This is a genomic window from Pseudomonas synxantha (assembly GCF_900105675.1).
Classification (GTDB): domain Bacteria; phylum Pseudomonadota; class Gammaproteobacteria; order Pseudomonadales; family Pseudomonadaceae; genus Aquipseudomonas; species Aquipseudomonas synxantha.
The window spans coordinates 5,769,276-5,786,306 of record NZ_LT629786.1 but is presented as its reverse complement, the minus strand read 5'-3'; the positions used below and the strand labels follow the sequence as shown (position 1 = coordinate 5,786,306).

16 protein-coding genes are annotated in these 17,031 nt (G+C 60.3%); 10 read left to right on the top strand and 6 right to left on the bottom strand.

Translation table 11 applies throughout. From position 1 onward, the window contains the following. Nucleotides 1-40: 40 nt before the first annotated feature. The 6 genes from BLU48_RS26820 to BLU48_RS26795 all read left to right on the top strand — a co-directional run bounded on the left by BLU48_RS26820 (nt 41) and on the right by BLU48_RS26795 (nt 6,949). Nucleotides 41-1,405: an aspartate aminotransferase family protein gene (locus tag BLU48_RS26820; RefSeq protein WP_057022782.1), complete on the top strand. Its 1,365-nt coding sequence runs from the start codon at nt 41-43 to the stop codon at nt 1,403-1,405. A 196-nt stretch (nt 1,406-1,601) separates the two neighbouring features. Next, entirely contained in the window at nt 1,602-2,696 is a 1,095-nt protein-coding gene (locus BLU48_RS26815) for a polyamine ABC transporter substrate-binding protein (RefSeq protein WP_043047043.1), read from the top strand. Between the two features lie 152 nt (nt 2,697-2,848). Continuing rightward, nucleotides 2,849-3,943, top strand: coding sequence for a polyamine ABC transporter substrate-binding protein (locus tag BLU48_RS26810; protein WP_057022783.1), 1,095 nt, complete (start codon nt 2,849-2,851; stop codon nt 3,941-3,943). Nucleotides 3,944-4,008: 65 nt separating this feature from the next. Beyond that, the gene (locus BLU48_RS26805; protein ID WP_046069993.1) at nt 4,009-5,151 is read left to right on the top strand and encodes an ABC transporter ATP-binding protein; all 1,143 of its coding nucleotides are present in this window, start codon (nt 4,009-4,011) and stop codon (nt 5,149-5,151) included. After that, nucleotides 5,148-6,068 carry an ABC transporter permease subunit gene (locus BLU48_RS26800; RefSeq protein ID WP_005792353.1) on the top strand — a complete coding sequence of 307 codons (921 nt, stop codon included), beginning with the start codon at nt 5,148-5,150 and terminating at the stop codon, nt 6,066-6,068. Before BLU48_RS26805 ends, BLU48_RS26800 begins: the two co-directional genes overlap by 4 nt. After that, on the top strand, nt 6,065-6,949 hold the full coding sequence (locus tag BLU48_RS26795) for an ABC transporter permease subunit (RefSeq protein ID WP_003195236.1): 885 nt from the start codon (nt 6,065-6,067) through the stop codon (nt 6,947-6,949). Before BLU48_RS26800 ends, BLU48_RS26795 begins: the two co-directional genes overlap by 4 nt. Nucleotides 6,950-7,078: 129 nt before the next feature. Here the strand turns inward: BLU48_RS26795 and BLU48_RS26790 are convergent, their stop codons facing one another. Continuing rightward, nucleotides 7,079-7,720: an HD domain-containing protein gene (locus BLU48_RS26790; RefSeq protein WP_057022784.1), complete on the bottom strand. Its 642-nt coding sequence runs from the start codon at nt 7,718-7,720 to the stop codon at nt 7,079-7,081. A 270-nt stretch (nt 7,721-7,990) separates the two neighbouring features. Here BLU48_RS26790 and BLU48_RS26785 point away from each other — a divergent pair, with 270 nt between their 5' ends. Continuing rightward, nucleotides 7,991-8,956 (top strand): GlxA family transcriptional regulator, encoded by a 966-nt coding sequence (locus BLU48_RS26785; protein ID WP_057022785.1) that lies wholly within the window; start codon nt 7,991-7,993, stop codon nt 8,954-8,956. Between the two features lie 9 nt (nt 8,957-8,965). Here BLU48_RS26785 and BLU48_RS26780 read toward each other — a convergent pair whose 3' ends face one another. Beyond that, on the bottom strand, nt 8,966-11,320 hold the full coding sequence (locus BLU48_RS26780) for a penicillin acylase family protein (RefSeq protein ID WP_057022786.1): 2,355 nt from the start codon (nt 11,318-11,320) through the stop codon (nt 8,966-8,968). 26 nt (nt 11,321-11,346) lie between these two features. Next, a complete protein-coding gene (locus BLU48_RS26775; RefSeq protein WP_057022787.1) occupies nt 11,347-11,922 on the bottom strand; it encodes a DUF6436 domain-containing protein in 576 nt (191 codons plus the stop codon). A gap of 99 nt (nt 11,923-12,021) precedes the next feature. On the opposite strand from BLU48_RS26775, the gene bipL reads away from it, so the two are divergent. Continuing rightward, nucleotides 12,022-12,963, top strand: coding sequence for a phospholipase BipL (bipL, locus tag BLU48_RS26770; RefSeq protein WP_057022965.1), 942 nt, complete (start codon nt 12,022-12,024; stop codon nt 12,961-12,963). A gap of 103 nt (nt 12,964-13,066) precedes the next feature. On the opposite strand, the gene BLU48_RS26765 is transcribed toward bipL, so the two are convergent. Next, nucleotides 13,067-13,819, bottom strand: coding sequence for a DUF2059 domain-containing protein (locus BLU48_RS26765; protein ID WP_057022788.1), 753 nt, complete (start codon nt 13,817-13,819; stop codon nt 13,067-13,069). A 131-nt stretch (nt 13,820-13,950) separates the two neighbouring features. Here BLU48_RS26765 and BLU48_RS26760 point away from each other — a divergent pair, with 131 nt between their 5' ends. Further along, the gene (locus BLU48_RS26760) at nt 13,951-14,583 is read left to right on the top strand and encodes a 2OG-Fe(II) oxygenase (protein WP_057022789.1); all 633 of its coding nucleotides are present in this window, start codon (nt 13,951-13,953) and stop codon (nt 14,581-14,583) included. A 71-nt stretch (nt 14,584-14,654) separates the two neighbouring features. Here BLU48_RS26760 and BLU48_RS26755 read toward each other — a convergent pair whose 3' ends face one another. After that, nucleotides 14,655-15,149, bottom strand: coding sequence for a transporter substrate-binding domain-containing protein (locus tag BLU48_RS26755; RefSeq protein WP_057022790.1), 495 nt, complete (start codon nt 15,147-15,149; stop codon nt 14,655-14,657). A gap of 134 nt (nt 15,150-15,283) precedes the next feature. Here BLU48_RS26755 and BLU48_RS26750 point away from each other — a divergent pair, with 134 nt between their 5' ends. Next, complete coding sequence (locus BLU48_RS26750) at nt 15,284-15,724, top strand: DUF4399 domain-containing protein (RefSeq protein ID WP_046069985.1); 441 nt, start codon at nt 15,284-15,286, stop codon at nt 15,722-15,724. A 63-nt stretch (nt 15,725-15,787) separates the two neighbouring features. Here BLU48_RS26750 and serA read toward each other — a convergent pair whose 3' ends face one another. Further along, a complete protein-coding gene (serA, locus tag BLU48_RS26745) occupies nt 15,788-17,017 on the bottom strand; it encodes a phosphoglycerate dehydrogenase (protein WP_034116292.1) in 1,230 nt (409 codons plus the stop codon). Nucleotides 17,018-17,031: the final 14 nt, after the last annotated feature.

The window sequence follows — 17,031 nt, the reverse complement described above, 5'->3', positions numbered from 1 at the left end:
GGAAAGACGCGCCTTCACCTGAAAAGTCTAGGAGATTGGTATGTCCAGCAACAACCCGCAAACCCGTGAATGGCAAGCCTTGAGCAATGATCACCACCTGGCGCCGTTCAGCGACTTCAAGCAATTGAAAGAGAAAGGCCCACGGATCATCACCAAAGCCCACGGCGTTTACCTGTGGGACAGCGAAGGCAACAAGATCCTCGACGGCATGGCCGGCCTGTGGTGCGTGGCGATCGGTTACGGTCGCGATGAACTGGCCGATGCCGCCGCCAAGCAGATGAAAGAGCTGCCTTACTACAACCTGTTCTTCCAGACCGCGCACCCGCCGGTGCTGGAACTGGCCAAGGCGATTTCCGACATCGCACCGGCCGGCATGAACCATGTGTTCTTCACCGGCTCCGGCTCCGAAGGCAACGACACCATGTTGCGCATGGTCCGCCACTATTGGGCGATCAAGGGCCAGCCGAACAAGAAAACCATCATTGCCCGCAAGAATGGCTACCACGGTTCCACCGTGGCCGGCGCCAGCCTGGGCGGCATGACCTATATGCATGAACAGGGCGACTTGCCGATCCCGGGCATCACCCATATCGCCCAACCATATTGGTTTGGCGAAGGCGGCGACATGAGCCCCGATGAGTTCGGTGTGTGGGCGGCCAACCAATTGGAAGAAAAGATCCTGGAACTGGGCGTGGACAACGTCGGTGCCTTTATTGCCGAGCCGATCCAGGGCGCCGGTGGCGTGATCGTGCCGCCAGCCACCTACTGGCCGCGCATCAAGGAAATCCTCGCCAAGTACGACATCCTGTTTGTTGCCGACGAAGTGATCTGCGGTTTTGGCCGTACCGGTGAGTGGTTTGGTAGCGATTTCTACGACCTCAAGCCGCACATGATGACCATCGCCAAGGGCCTGACCTCGGGCTACATCCCCATGGGTGGCCTGATCGTGCGTGATGAAGTGGTCGAGGTGCTGAATGAAGGCGGCGATTTCAACCACGGATTCACCTATTCCGGTCACCCGGTAGCGGCGGCGGTGGCCCTGGAAAACATCCGCATCATGCGCGACGAAAAAATCGTTAAGCGTGTTCAGGATGAAACGGCACCGTATTTGCAGAAACGTCTGCGGGAACTGGCAGATCACCCACTGGTGGGCGAAGTGCGCGGCGTGGGCATGCTCGGTGCGATTGAGCTGGTCCAGGACAAGGCCACGCGCAAGCGTTATGAAGGCAAGGGCGTCGGCATGATCTGCCGAACCTTCTGCTTCGAGAATGGCCTGATCATGCGTGCCGTGGGCGACACCATGATCATTTCGCCGCCATTGGTGATCAGCAAGGCTGAAATTGACGAGCTGGTCAGCAAGGCTCGCCAGTGCCTGGACCTGACCTTGGCGGCATTGCAGGGCTAAGTGCTAGGCTCAGTGCGCAGCGGCGTTCGGGCGCTGCGCACCGGGCAGTTATATGTGAGGCTTTGGTTGAAAGCCGGCCTCGGAACTTGCCAGACTGTCGCCCTGTTTTGTTGCCCTTTGGCTGGGCCGTAAAACATATAAAGCTTGTGGCCCAAAAAAGAAAAAATCGGAGCATCACCCAATGAAGGCATTAGGTTTGAAAAACGCTGGCAAGACCCTCCTCGCCTTGTCGCTGATGGGCGCAATGGCGGGCGCGGCCCAGGCAGACAGTAAAGTGCTGCACGTCTATAACTGGTCCGACTATATTGCACCGGACACCATTGCCAACTTTGAAAAAGAGTCGGGCATCAAGGTGGTGTACGACGTTTTCGACAGCAACGAGACCCTGGAGGCCAAGTTGCTGGCAGGCAAGTCCGGCTACGACATTGTCGTGCCGTCCAACAACTTCCTGGCCAAGCAGATCAAGGCCGGTGTGTACCAGGAACTGGACACGTCCAAGCTGCCTAACTACAGCAACCTGAACAAATCCCTGCTTAAGGCCGTGTCGGTCAGCGACCCGGACAACAAGCACGCGTTCCCATACATGTGGGGCTCGATCGGCATCGGCTACAACCCGGAGAAGGTCAAGGCTGCGCTGGGCGTAGACAAGATCGATTCATGGGATGTGCTGATGAAGCCGGAAAACATCGCCAAGCTGAAAAGCTGCGGCGTGAGCTTCCTCGACTCGCCAACCGAAATGCTGCCGATTGCGCTGCATTACCTGGGCCTGCCGACCGACAGCCAGAAGAAAGCCGATCTCAAGCAGGCCGAAGACCTGTTCTTGAAGATCCGTCCTTCGATCGGCTATTTCCACTCGTCCAAGTACATCTCCGACCTTGCCAACGGCAATATCTGCGTAGCCGTGGGTTACTCGGGTGACATTCAGCAGGCCAAGTCCCGTGCGGCTGAAGCCGGTGGCAAAGTGAAAGTGGCTTACGACATTCCGAAAGAAGGCGCTGGCAGCTTCTTCGACATGGTTGCCATCCCCAAGGATGCCGAAAACGTCGAAGCGGCCTACACCTTCATGAACTACCTGCTCAAGCCCGAAGTCATGGCGTCGATCACCAACAGCGTGCGCTTCCCGAACGGTAACGAGAAGGCCACCGCATTGGTGGACAAAGACATCACCAGCGACCCGGGCATCTACCCGTCGGCGGACGTGCAGGCCAAGCTCTACGCGATTGCTGACCTGCCGGCTGCAACCCAGCGGGAAATGACACGCAGCTGGACCAAGATCAAGTCGGGCAAGTAAGTCCTGTTAGTTGTGGGAGGGGGCAATTTCCCCCCCTCCCACAAATTAGATCAAAGAAAGTTTTGCCGGATCGGTTTATCGAGGGTAAGTTGCGCGCCGGTTTTGTTGCCGGGCAACAACTCTAAGGCCCAACTATTTAAGAGGACCTCCACTTGCCAATTTCTTTATTTCGCAAAGCCATGCTGGTGGGTGCAGGTATCACGCTGGCTGCGAGCGTGCAGGCCGCACCGACGGTGCATATTTATAACTGGTCGGACTACATCGGCCCCGACACCCTGGCCAACTTCGAAAAGGCCAGCGGCATCAAGCCCGTGTATGACGTGTTTGACTCCAACGAAACCCTGGAAGGCAAGTTGCTCGCCGGGCGTACCGGCTACGATGTGGTGGTGCCGTCCAACCATTTTCTCGGCAAGCAGATCAAGGCCGGGGCGTTCCAGAAGCTCGACAAGTCACTGCTGACGAACTACGCCAACCTCGACCCGGTACTGCTCAAGCGTCTGGAAAAGAACGACCCGGGTAACCAGTACGCAGTGCCGTACCTGTGGGGTACCAATGGCATCGGTTACAACGTCGACAAAGTGAAGGAAGTGCTGGGCGTCGACCATATCGACTCCTGGGCCGTGTTGTTCGAGCCGGAAAACATGAAGAAGCTCGCCACTTGCGGCGTGTCCTTCATGGATTCGGCAGACGAAATGCTGCCTGCCGTGCTCAACTACATGGGCCTGGACCCTAACAGCACCAACCCGGCCGACTACAAGAAAGCCGAGGAAAAGCTGCTGAAAGTGCGGCCCTACGTAACCTACTTCCACTCCTCCAAATACATCTCGGACTTGGCCAACGGCAATATCTGCGTGGCGGCCGGCTTCTCCGGCGATGTGTTCCAGGCCAAGGCCCGTGCGGCTGAGGCAGGCAAAGGCGTGAATATCGCCTACACGATCCCGAAAGAAGGCGGCAACCTGTGGTTTGACGTGCTGGCGATCCCCAAGGATGCCAGCAACGTCAAGGAAGCCCACGCCTTCATCAACTATTTGCTGCAGCCTGAGGTGATCGCTCAGGTCAGTGATCAGGTCGGTTATGCCAACCCTAACCCAGGGGCGGACAAGCTGATGGAGCAATCGATACGCACTGACGCAGCGGTTTACCCACCGCAGGCGGTTCTCGAGCGGACTTTCGTCAACTTCGAGCTACCCCCGAAAGTGCAGCGTTTAATGACCCGTAGCTGGACCAAGGTCAAGACGGGCAAGTAAGGCTCAAACTATCCTGGGTTCGCCCGCCTAAGGCGAACCGCACCGTTTTTTTGGGAGTTTCGTAAATGGCAGTTGCCTCCGGCGCCTATAAGAAAGCCCTCGAGGGCGACCAGACACCGAAAAAGGTGCTGGTCAAAATCGACCGGGTCACGAAGAAGTTCGACGAGACGATTGCCGTGGACGATGTGTCCCTGGAAATCAAGAAAGGCGAGATCTTCGCCTTGCTCGGCGGTTCGGGTTCGGGCAAATCCACCTTGCTGCGCATGCTTGCAGGTTTCGAGCGCCCGACCGAAGGTCGCATCTACCTCGACGGGGTGGACATCACCGACATGCCGCCCTATGAGCGGCCGATCAACATGATGTTCCAGTCCTACGCCTTGTTCCCGCACATGACCGTTGCGCAGAACATCGCGTTCGGCCTGCAGCAGGACAAGATCCCCAAGGCCGAAGTCGACGCCCGCGTGGCCGAGATGCTCAAGCTGGTGCAGATGAGCCAGTACGCCAAGCGCAAGCCGCACCAGTTGTCCGGTGGCCAGCGCCAGCGTGTGGCCCTGGCCCGCTCCCTGGCCAAGCGCCCGAAACTGCTGCTGCTCGATGAGCCCATGGGCGCATTGGACAAGAAGCTGCGTTCGCAGATGCAACTGGAGCTGGTGGAAATCATCGAGCGCGTCGGCGTGACCTGCGTGATGGTGACCCACGACCAGGAAGAGGCCATGACCATGGCCGAGCGTATCGCGATCATGCACCTGGGCTGGATCGCCCAGATCGGCAGCCCCATCGATATCTACGAAACCCCCACCAGCCGCCTGGTGTGCGAGTTCATCGGCAACGTCAACATCTTCGACACCCAGGTGGTGGACGACGCCGAAGGCCACGCAGTGCTCAAGTGCGCTGATCTGGACCGCGATATCTACGTGGGCTACGGCATCGCCACCGCGGTGGAAGACAAATCGGTGACCTACGCCATCCGCCCGGAAAAACTGCTGGTCACTACCCAAATGCCGACCTGCGAGCACAACTGGTCCAGCGGTAAGGTGCACGACATCGCCTACCTGGGCGGGCACTCGGTGTTCTACGTGGAGCTGCCGAGCGGCAAGCTGGTGCAGTCCTTCGTCGCCAACGCCGAACGCCGTGGCCAGCGCCCAACCTGGGGTGATCAGGTTTACGTGTGGTGGGAAGACGACAGCGGCGTGGTACTTCGCTCATGAACATGAAGAAATTCAAGCGGCGCTTGGATCGCATAATCCCCAATGGCAAGCAGGTGGTCATCGGGATTCCCTTCCTGTGGCTGTTTCTGTTTTTCGCACTGCCGTTTTTCATCGTATTGAAAATCAGCTTTGCCGAAGCCGACGTGGCGATCCCGCCCTACACCGAGATCTACACCTACGTTGAGCAAAAGCTGCAAGTGGTGCTGAACCTGGCCAACTACAGCCTCTTGGCGGGCGACGAGCTCTACATCGCCGCGTACCTGGGCTCGCTGAAGATGGCGTTTTTCAGCACGCTGCTGTGCCTGCTGATTGGCTACCCGATGGCCTACGCCATCGCTACCGCACGCAAAGAGATGCAAACCGTGCTGGTGCTGCTGATCATGATGCCGACCTGGACCGCGATCCTGATCCGCGTGTATGCGTGGATGGGCATCCTCAGCAACAACGGCTTGCTCAATGGCTTCCTGATGTCCATGGGGCTGATCAGCGAACCGTTGCAGATCCTCAACACCAACATCGCGGTGTATATCGGCGTGGTCTACTCGTACCTGCCGTTCATGATCCTGCCGCTGTACGCCAACCTGGTCAAACACGACCAAAGCCTGCTGGAAGCCGCCTCCGACCTCGGTTCGAGCACCTTCAACAGCTTCTGGAAAATCACTGTGCCACTGTCCAAGAACGGCATCATCGCCGGCTGCATGCTGGTGTTTATCCCGGTGGTGGGCGAGTTCGTGATTCCTGAACTGCTCGGCGGCCCGGAAACCCTGATGATCGGTAAAGTGCTGTGGCAAGAGTTCTTCAACAACCGTGACTGGCCGGTGGCTTCTGCCTTGGCCGTGGTGATGCTGGCGATCCTGATCGTGCCGATCATCCTGTTCAACCGCAGCCAGGCCAAAGAGCTGGAGGGCAAGATATGAAGCGCTTTCGTTTCTCCAGCTTCATGCTGGTCGCAGGCTTGTTGTTTATCTACCTGCCGATGTTGATCCTGGTGATCTATTCGTTCAACGAATCCAAGCTGGTGACGGTGTGGGGCGGTTGGTCGATCAAGTGGTACGTGGGCCTGCTGGACAACACCCAGTTGATGGGCTCGGTGGCACGCTCCCTGGAAATCGCCTGCTACACGGCGGTGGCCGCAGTGGCGCTGGGCACCTTGGCGGCCTTTGTGCTGACGCGCATCAGCCAGTTCAAGGGCCGCACGCTGTTCGGCGGCCTGGTGACCGCACCGCTGGTGATGCCGGAAGTGATCACCGGCCTGTCGCTGTTGCTGCTGTTCGTGGCCATGGCACAGATGATCGGCTGGCCCCAGGAGCGTGGCATCGTCACCATCTGGATCGCGCACACGACGTTCTGTGCGGCGTATGTGGCGGTGGTGGTGTCGGCGCGCCTGCGTGAGCTGGACCTGTCGATTGAAGAGGCGGCTATGGACCTGGGCGCACGGCCATGGAAGGTGTTCTTCCTGATCACCATCCCGATGATCGCGCCGTCGCTGGCGGCGGGCGGCATGATGTCCTTTGCGCTGTCCCTGGATGACCTGGTACTGGCCAGCTTCGTGTCGGGCCCGGGCTCGACCACCTTGCCGATGGAAGTGTTCTCGGCGGTGCGCCTGGGGGTCAAGCCTGAGATCAACGCCGTGGCGAGCCTGATTCTGTTGGCGGTATCGCTGGTGACCTTCCTGGTGTGGTTCTTCAGCCGCCGGGCCGAAGAGCATCGCAAGAAAGCCATCCAGCAAGCCATCGAAGAAGCCGCGGCGGATGGCTGGCAGCAGCCGGACAAGCGCCGGGCGCCAGCGCCGGTCTGACTGCCGGACTGGGCTCAAAATGTGGGAGGGGGCTTGCCCCCGATAGCAGTGGGTCAGTAACAGATGCAGTGACTGACACTCAGCAATCGGGAGCAAGCCCCCTCCCACATTGATGGCATTCCAATTTGGTTATGCTGCCCATGGCGACTTACGAATCACCTCAACAAAACTCATCGGCTTGAACCCCGGCTCCTGATCCACCAGCACATCGGTCTTCACGTTGCCAAACGTGGTCTGCGGGCGGTGGCGCAAGCCGTCGGCAAACGCGCAGATGATGCACTCCTTGAATCCTTCACCCCGTGGATGCGCATGCACCACCGCTTCGCGCTGCACGCTGCTGAACGCGGCGTAGTCCATGCCCAGCACGTCCATCTCGACACCGGCGGTCACCAGCGCCACGGTGGGGCGCAAGTGCTTAGGCACGCCAGGCGTGGTGTGCAGGGCGATCGACAACCACACTTGTTCGATGTCGTCATCGCTCAGCCCATAGGGCTTGAGGAACGCGGCGGCGGCATTGGCACCGTCCACTTCGAAACGCTCGTTGTCACTGCGATGGCCTTCCACCAGGCCGAGGTCGTGGAACATCGCGCCCACGTACAGCAACTCCGGGTTGTAGGCCAGTTGCCTGCGCTCGCCGCTCAAGGCGCCGAACAGAAATACCCGGCGCGAGTGGTGGTAGAGCAGGTCGGACTCGACGTCGCGGATATATTCGGTGGTGGCCTTGGCCAAGGCGCTGTCGGGGATCTGGATGCCGGCGATGGTGGTGCTCATGGTGGTTCTCCTCTGGAAAGGACTCCAGTCTGGTCGTGCACCCGCGCAAGGGCTATTACGGCGAGGGAGTGATCCCGGCCAATTTGTCTATACATCGTGCCAAGCTCAAATCAGCTAGGGTGTTGCCTGCGAAGATCCAAATGTGGGAGGGGGCTTGCTCCCGATAGCGGTGGGTCAGTCAATAGATGCAGTGACTGACCCACCGCTATCGGGAGCAAGCCCCCTCCCACAGGGGATTAGTGTTTTTCAAGTTAGAAAAGGTGTGACTTCATGAGCAAAACCGTCGCCATCCTGATTTTCCCCGGCGTCCAGTCACTGGATGTGACCGGGCCGATGGACGTGTTCTGCGAGGCCAACCGCTTCCTGGCTCCCGAAGATCACTACCAACTGGAGGTCATCGGCTTCGGTCACGGTTCTATGGCCGCCTCCAACGGCCTGTCCTTGCAGGCCCACAAACACTACAGCGAAGCTCTGCAATCCTACGACCTGCTGCTGGTCGCCGGCGGCCCGCAACTGCCCTTCGAAAACTTCGGTCCCCAGTTTGATGACTGGCTGCGTGCTGCCACCGCAAGGGCACAACGCTTCGGCTCGATCTGCAACGGTGCCTTCATGCTGGCCCGCGCCGGCCTGCTGGAGGGTAAAACCGTCACCACCCATTGGGGCGATGCCGCGGACCTGGCGCGTGTGTGCCCCTCGGCCCGGGTCGAAGCCGACCGCCTCTACGTGCAGGACGGCAACCTCTACACCTCGGCCGGGGTCACGGCGGGTATCGACTTGTCACTGTACCTGCTGGCCCAGGACCACGGCCCGGAAGTCGCGTTGAGCGTGGCCAAGCGCCTGGTGGTGTTCACCCAGCGCTCGGGCGGGCAATCGCAGTTCAGTCCGTTCCTCACGCCCCATGCCGAAACTACCTCGGCGGTGGCGCTGGTGCAGTTGTACGTGCTGGCCAACCTGACCGGCGATTTGACCATCGCCGACTTGGCCAGGGCCGCCAATATGAGTGCGCGCAATTTCTCCCGGGTGTTCGCCCGAGAAGCGCGGATCACGCCAGCCGAATTTGTCGAGCGTGCGCGGGTGGATGCGGCGCGGGTGATGCTTGAAAGCAGCCACGCGCCGCTCAAGACCGTGGCCTATCAATGCGGGTTTCGCGACGCCCAGCACATGCGCAGTGTGTTCAACCGCCGGCTGGGCGTTACGCCGCAACAGTTCAGGCTTAACTTTGCGGCACCGGTGTAGCGATCATGTCTATCTGGCAGGCAGCAGCTTGAGGGTTCCGCGGGTATTGGCCGTGACTTCCTCTTCACTGAAATGCGCCTGCTCATACCCGCCCTCGATATAGCTTTGCGCCTGATCGCCATAGTGCGTATCAAACGGCACGCCGCTTTGCCCCACGGGGTTGATGGTCAGGGCATGGGTCGGGTCGGCGAAGTCGATCAGGCGCCGCGTCGAAGGCCCATAGGTCACCGGCCAAGGCGCCGGGCCGATCGGGGCGGTCTGGTTGTTTGGCACTTCGTGGCTGCCGGGTGCCGGGAACGGGCCGACGTTGAAGAGCTTATCCAATGGCTTTTGCATGCCCAGCGGGTGGCCGTGGGTCAGGGTGTGCGCCTTGCCCCATTGCCACTGCGCCGGGTCATCGCCGAAGGTGCTCTTGAGGTGCGCGAGGCTATTGTCCCAGGCGAGTTTGACGGTGTCGGTACGCTTGCCGTTCCACCAGGGTGAATCCGCCGAGGCGGCCAGGCGTGGCAATGCGGCGTCGATCACACGGGTGCTGATCAGGGTCTTGAACAGCGCGTCGCCCAGTTTCGGGTGGAAGGTCACTTCGGCGAGGTTGAACAGCAATTGGTTGAACAGCGTAGCGCTGGTGGAGTCCAGCGGGTAGTCGCCTTTCCAGTTGGCCAGTTGTTCCACCAGCTTTAACTGCGCCGGGTCCTTGACCACTTCGCGCAGCACCGGCAACAGTGGCGCCAGCAGCCGCGGGCCATAGGCGGTAGTGGTGCCCAGTTGCAGCGCCTGGCTGTTGGTCACATCCCACTTCACGCTCTTATCGCTCAACTGCGCGTTCAACTGCTGGCCACGGTCGGCCAGGTTGTAATAGCCGGGAATTTCCATGCCTGTAGGGGAGGCCGGCTGCGCGTTGGCCGACACCACATAGCCACGCGACGGGTTTTCTTCCTGGGGGTTGGCACTGAAGGGGTAGAAGCCCAGCTTGTCGGCCTGGGCGGTACTGCCATCGAGGATGAACGCCGGGTTGACTCCGGCCGGGCGCATCGGCAACTGCGCCGCCGCCCACCAGCCGATATCGCCCTTGGCATTGGCCCATATGATGTTGAGGCCCGGTGCCGAGACCTTGGCCGCAGCGGCCCGCGCCTTGGCCAGGGTCTCGGCGCGGTTGAGCTGGTAGAAGCCTTCGAGGATCGGGTTTTCGCTGTCGAGGAACGCCCACCACATGGCAATCGGCGTGCTGCCGGCGTTTTCGCCGAGCACGTCATTGATGATCGGACCGTGGGGCGAGCGGCGCAGGACGAGGATCACCGGCGCCTGGCCCTTGACCTGGATCTGCTGCTCGCTGCTGGTCATGTCGACCCATTGGTCGTGATACCAGACCTGATTGGGGTTGTCCGGGTTGACCTTCTCGGCGACCAGGTCGAGGTCGTCGTTCTGGAACATGGTCAGGCTCCAGCCAAAATCCATGTTGTGCCCCAGGAACGCCACCGGCACCAGCGCGTTGTGATAGCCATACAACTCAAAACCGGGTGCCGACAGTTGCGCCTCGTACCACACCGACGGCACCGAGAAACGGATATGGGGGTCACCCGCCAGCAGTGGTTTGCCGCTACGGGTGTGGTTGCCGCTGACGGCCCAGGCATTGCTGCCCTCGAACTGCGGCAGGCCGTTGTCGGCCAGGGCCTGTTCGCTCAGGGCGGCGATAGCGCCGAGGGTGTTCCAGTCGTCGTTCGCCAGGTTGAGGGCGCCTTTGGGTTGCCAGTCGAGGTCGAAGACTTTCAAGTAATCGCTGCCCAACCGGTCGCGCACGTAGGTCAGCACCGGCTCGGTACGAAAGGCCGCGGCAAAGCTGTAGGCCATGTACCCGGCGACGCTGATGCTGTCTTCGGCGGTGAATGGGCGCTTGGGGATACCCAGCACATCGAACTCCATGGGGCTGGCGTGGCTGGCCTGATATTGGTTGATTCCGTCCAGATAGGCCTGCAGCGCTTTCGAGGAGGCTGAGTCAGGGTCCATGTGCTCGGCGTAGCTCGAGGCGCGCTCGCGAATACGCAGGCTGCGGAACAGCTTATCGGTCTCGAGCAGCTTCGGCCCCAGCACTTCGGCCAGCTCGCCCCGGGCCAGGCGCCGCATGATCTCCATCTGGAACAATCGGTCCTGGGCATGCACATAGCCCAGGGCGCGGTACAGGTCGGCCTCGTTCTCGGCGCGGATATGCGGCACGCCACGATCGTCGTAGCGCACCGTGACCGAGCCTTGCAGGTGGGCCAGGGTTACCGTGCCCTGGCGCGTGGGTTGCTTGCTGTAGAGGTACCAACCGGCGCCCAGGGCGACCAGCACAATCAGCACCGCGAAAACCTGCAAGACGCGCTTCATGAATATTCCTTAGCAAAGTGGACGGGCTACAGATCCTTAGGCCACGAACAATAGCAGCCTACCGCGAGGGTGTGAGTGGCATTCACTTCGCGTCCGGTTCCAAGGGCCTTGAGAATCGGCTCGATAAAACTGTTGCTGGCGTTGCAGGTCAGCCCCTCGCTGTAGGGGCCGAAATACGCCAGCTTGCCTGTGCGGTCCCAAATGCCCACTGCTGGGCTGGCGGGTATCCGGTCGGCGCCGGGCAGGGCGTCGATGACTTTCATGTGGCGCAGGTTGTCGGGCAGCTGGCCGTGGCTGCCGGGTTTTTGCAAGGCATAGAACTCCACTCCTTGGGGCCCGTACTGCTCGATCAGCTCGCCCAGGTGTTGCTGGTTACCAACATTGCACGGGCAGGCCGGGTCCCAGAAGTGCACCAGGCGAATCGGGCCAGGGCCACTGAGGGCGGCAGGCAGTTGCAGCGCATCGCCGGAGAACACCGCCGTGTGCTCGCTGAAGGCGCGCAGGTAGCGGCCCTGGAACCAGTCATACGCGGCCCACAGCACGCCAGCGCAGATAACCAGGATCAGACTGGCGAACAGGGCATTACGGTAGGGCGGTCGCATTCAGAGGTATCCTCGCAGGTCGCGTAGCTTGCCATGCTTGTCCTGACAGATGAATATCGCAGCTCGATATTCATCTTCACCGCCAGTCTGGAAGCCTTTATGCCCGTCACCTTTGACCCTGATCATCTGCGCGAAAGCTTGCGGCCGTTGGTGGACGCGCAACCGCTGAGCGCCGAAGCGCGGGTCTACCAACGTTTCTATGGGCTCGACCTGGCCGCCCGCAAGGTGCCGGCCGTGAGTCGCCTGGGGCGTTTCGAGGTGGACGGGTTCGAAGTGGTGGCCCAGGTGTGGTGGCCGCCTGCGCCGGTGGCGACGGTGTTCATGTTCCACGGCTTCTACGATCACATGGGACTGTACCGCCACGTGGTGGACTGGGCATTGGACCAGGGCTTCGTGGTGATTGCCTGCGACCTGCCGGGCCACGGTTTGTCCAGCGGCCCCCGCGCCAGCATCGATGAGTTTGCGGTATACCAGCGGGTGGTGCAGGGGCTATTCGCCGAGGCCAAGGCCTTGCAATTGCCCCAACCCTGGCACCTGTTCGGGCAGAGCACCGGGGGCGCCATTGTGGTGGATCACCTGCTCAATCACGGTGCCGACAGCCCGGCCCAGGGCAAGACCTTTTTGTTATCGCCACTGGTACGGCCGCGGGCCTGGGGTTGGTCCCAGGTCAGCTATTACCTGCTGCGCCCGTTCGTCAAAGGCATCGCCCGGCGTTTCAGCGATAACTCCAACGATCCTGACTTCAAGCCGTTCCTTGAAGCCGACCCGCTCCAGCCCCGCCAATTGCCCACCGCCTGGGTGGGGGCGCTGGCGCGCTGGATCAAGCGCATCGAAGCCGCGCCACGCAGCGCCAGGCGGCCGGTGATCGTGCAGGGTGAGGAAGATATGACGGTGGATTGGCAGCACAACTTGCAAGTGCTGCGGGGCAAGTTCGACCGGCCCGAGGTGTTGATGCTCAAGCGCGGCCGGCATCACCTGGCCAATGAGATTCCAGAGATCCGCGAGGAATACTTCCGATACTTGACGGACCATCTGACCTGATGCGATCCAAATGTGGGAGGGGGCTTGCTCCCGATGGCGGTGGGTCAGCAAAAAATGTTTGCTTGACACATTGCTATCGGGAGCAAGCCCCCTCCCACATTTTCTACTGCGCCAGGCTTGAGGTGCTCTGGCCTACTGCCAGTCCTGCGCGAATGGCTGCAAGTGCGGCCTGGTAATACGCCTTCCCCTCCGCCGATTCGGCAAACGTGGCGAATTCTTCCAGCTCCGGGTCGGACAAATCCCGGTAGACATACAGCAGCGTATTGTTCAGATCCTTATCAATCTGCTGCATCAGCCGTTCACGCTGTCCATTCAACATGCCTTGGGCCTGACCGCCGCCAAGCAGGCCGGGGATCATCTGGCTCAAGCTGTCGGCCGCCACGCCGGCAATCGCCAGGCTGACTTCCGCCCCAGCTTCACGAGCAGGCAGTGCCTGGGCCAGGTGGCCGATGATCAGGTTGCGGGTGGCTTCGGCCTGGATTTTCGGCAGGCCCTGGGCGTTCTTCGCCAACTGGTCGCGGCGGGTAGCCAGCAATTCGGCGGCGACAATCTTGCGCCCCAGGGGCGATTGGAAAAATACCAGGGCCGGTTTCGGGTCTGGCAGGTGCTTGCGCAGTTGCGCCTCGGCACGCTGGTCCATGGCCTGGGCGGCAAAGCGTTTATTGCTGTTGTCCACCAGCGCCTGATACACAGCTGGCGGCAGACTATTGCGATAGCGTTGCTGGGCGGCACTGAGGGCGTCATTGAAATGCGCACGTTGTTCGGCCCAGCCGGCGACCTTGTATAACTGGTCATAGCCGTCTGCCCAGGCGGGCAAAACGCAGAGCATCAACACGGAAAATAACAAACGACGCATATGGACTCCTGTCAGTCGGCCACTATTGTCCGTGTCGGGCGTAGGATTTGTCGAGAAGTCCTATCAGTCACCTGACTAAAGTGTATTCAGACGCTCAGCGGCTCTGTCGGATTCCCAGGCGTATGGATACTATGCGCGCCATGCAAATACCCCTCGATCACCCGCTGCTGCAACGCATCGTTGACGACCTGGCCGAAAAAGGCTGGTCGCAGCAGAATGGCTTCCTGCCCCAGGCTCTGACCCTGGAGCTCGCTGCTGAGTGCCATAAACGTGCGGCTGAAGGTGAACTGGCACCGGCAGCGGTGGGGCGCGGGCCGGCCCAGGAGATTCGCGAGGGCATTCGCGGTGACCATATCCAGTGGCTGGAGGAAGGTGACGCGGCGGTCTGCGACACCTATATGGCGGTGATGGATGGTCTGCGCCTGGCGATGAACCGCAGCCTTTTCCTTGGCCTGGAAGATTTCGAAAGCCACTTCGCGATGTACCCGCCCGGGGCCTTTTACCTTAAGCATGTGGACCGTTTTCGCGATGATGACCGGCGCATGGTCTCGGCGGTGATCTACTTAAATGACGCCTGGCTGCCCGAGCACGGCGGCCAGTTACGCATGTACCTCAAGGGCGGCGTTGAATACGACGTGGTGCCGACCGGTGGTTGCCTGGTGGTGTTTTTGTCGGGCGAGGTGCCCCACGAGGTACTGCCTGCCACCCGAGAGCGGCTGTCCTTGACTGGTTGGTTTCGCCGACGGGGCAACGAGCCGTTTTAAGCCGGCAAAGGATTCCAAAGTCTTGCCTTGAACAAAATGTGGGAGGGGGCAAGCCCCCTCCCACATTTGACCTACTGTGTCTTGACTATCGGTGCACTGCTTTCAAACCACTTCTGCGCCAGCGCCTTCAATCTGCCATCCGCCTTCACCCGCTCCAGGGCCATGTCCAGGCTGCTCTTGAACGCCGGGTTACCTTTCTGGAATGGGATCACAAGGTCCGGCTTCTCGCGATAAGCCGTGCTGAAATCGAACCGATCCTTGAGTTCGGCAGTCATAGCGATATGGTTTATTGCCACGTCGTACTTGCCGGTTTCCACACCTGGCAACAGGTCGCTGTCGTCGGTGGTGATAAAAGACGGGCGTACGTCCATTTCCTTGGCCAGCTGCTCACCCAGCTCCACTTCAAAGCCGGTGAGTTTGTCGCCGTCCTTGAAGTTGTAGGGCGCGGTGTTGGCTTCCAGGGCGATGCGCAGTTCACCGCGATCATTGACGTCGTCGATCAGTTCGGCGTGGGCCAAGGGGCTCAGCAGGGGAAGCAAAAGTAACAGGCCAGGCGAAAAGCGCATGGTCACTCCTAAAGAATTCGTACGGGCGAGACGCCGTTCAGCATCGCTTTGCTATGGTGTCGAGTGCCTTGGACAGCAATTTGTCGCGAAGTTGTCATAACCCCACAGATTTCACCGAAAAACTGGAGAAGCGAATGAAAGCCCTTTTATCCCGCGCCACCCTGGCCAGCCTGTTGCTGGGTGCTTCGATGTTGGCCACAGCCGCCGACGGTATCCCGCGCAGCGCTCCACCGGAAGGTGCCAAGGTGTTTATTGTCTCGCCGAAAGATGGCGCCACCGTCGATAAAACCTTCACCGTGAAATTCGGCATGGAAGGCCTGAAACTGGCCCCGGCGACCGACCAGGCGCCAGGCACCGGCCACCACCATCTGCTGATCGATCAGAAAGAACTGCCGGATGCGAAACTGCCGATCCCGGCCACCGACACTGTGATCCATTACGGCAAGGCCCAGACCGAGACTGAAGTGACTCTTACGCCAGGCAAGCACACCTTACAGCTGGTGGCCGGCGACAAACTGCACATGCAGTTCAACCCGACTGTAGCCTCTAAAGTGATCACGGTTAACGTTAAGTAAGATTTGTTCAGATGCAAAAAAGGAGCCCCATGGGGCTCCCTTTTTCGTGGTGCAGTTGAAACCTTAGAACAACACGCGGCTACGGATAGTGCCGTTGATGTGCTGCAGCTTCTCTTGCGCCAGGTCCGAGTACTCGGCGTCGACGTCGATGACCACGTAGCCAACCTTCTCGTTGGTCTGCAGGAACTGACCGGAGATGTTGATGCCGTTTTCCGCGAAGACCTTGTTGATCTCCATCATCACGCCCGGAATGTTCTGGTGGATGTGCAGCAGGCGGTGCTTGCCCGGGTGAGCCGGCAGGGCCACTTCGGGGAAGTTGACCGACGATACCGAAGTACCGTTGTCGCTGTACTTGACCAGCTTTTCCGAGACTTCCAGGCCGATGTTGGCCTGGGCTTCAGCGGTGGAACCACCGATGTGCGGGGTCAGGATGACGTTATCCAGGCCACGCAACGGGCTTTCGAAGATGTCGTCGTTGGAGCGCGGCTCCACCGGGAACACGTCGATGGCGGCGCCGATCAGGTGCTTGTCCTTGATCGCCTCGGCCAGGGCGTCCAGCTCGACCACGGTGCCACGTGCAGCGTTGATCAGGATGCCGCCTTTCTTGATGGCGCGGATTTCCTTCTCGCCGATCATCCACTGGGTCTCAGCGGTTTCCGGGACGTGCAGGGTGACGATGTCGGACATGCCCAACAGCTCGGTCAGGCTCGACACCTGGGTGGCATTGCCCAATGGCAGCTTGGTCAGGGTGTCGTAGAAGAATACCTGCATCCCCAAGCCTTCGGCCAGGACCGACAGTTGCGTGCCGATCGAGCCGTAACCGACGATACCCAGCTTTTTGCCGCGGATCTCGAAGGAGTTGGCCGCGCTCTTGATCCAGCCGCCACGGTGGCAGGAAGCGTTCTTCTCGGGGATACCGCGCAGCAGCAGGATAGCCTCGGCCAACACCAGCTCCGCCACGGAACGGGTGTTGGAGTACGGCGCGTTGAACACCGCGATGCCGCGCTCGCGCGCTGCGTTGAGGTCGACCTGGTTGGTGCCGATGCAGAAACAGCCGACAGCCACGAGTTTCTTGGCGTGGTCGAAGATCTCTTCGGTCAGCTGAGTGCGGGAGCGAATGCCGATAAAGTGCGCGTCGGCGATCTTTTCCTTGAGCTGGGCTTCCGGCAGAGAACTGGTGATGTACTCAATGCTGGTGTACCCAGCGGCTTTCAGAACGTCGACAGCCGATGGGTGGACGCCTTCCAGAAGAAGGAACTTGATCTTGCTCTTATCGAGAGAAGTCTTGCTCATCTGCGTAAACCTGT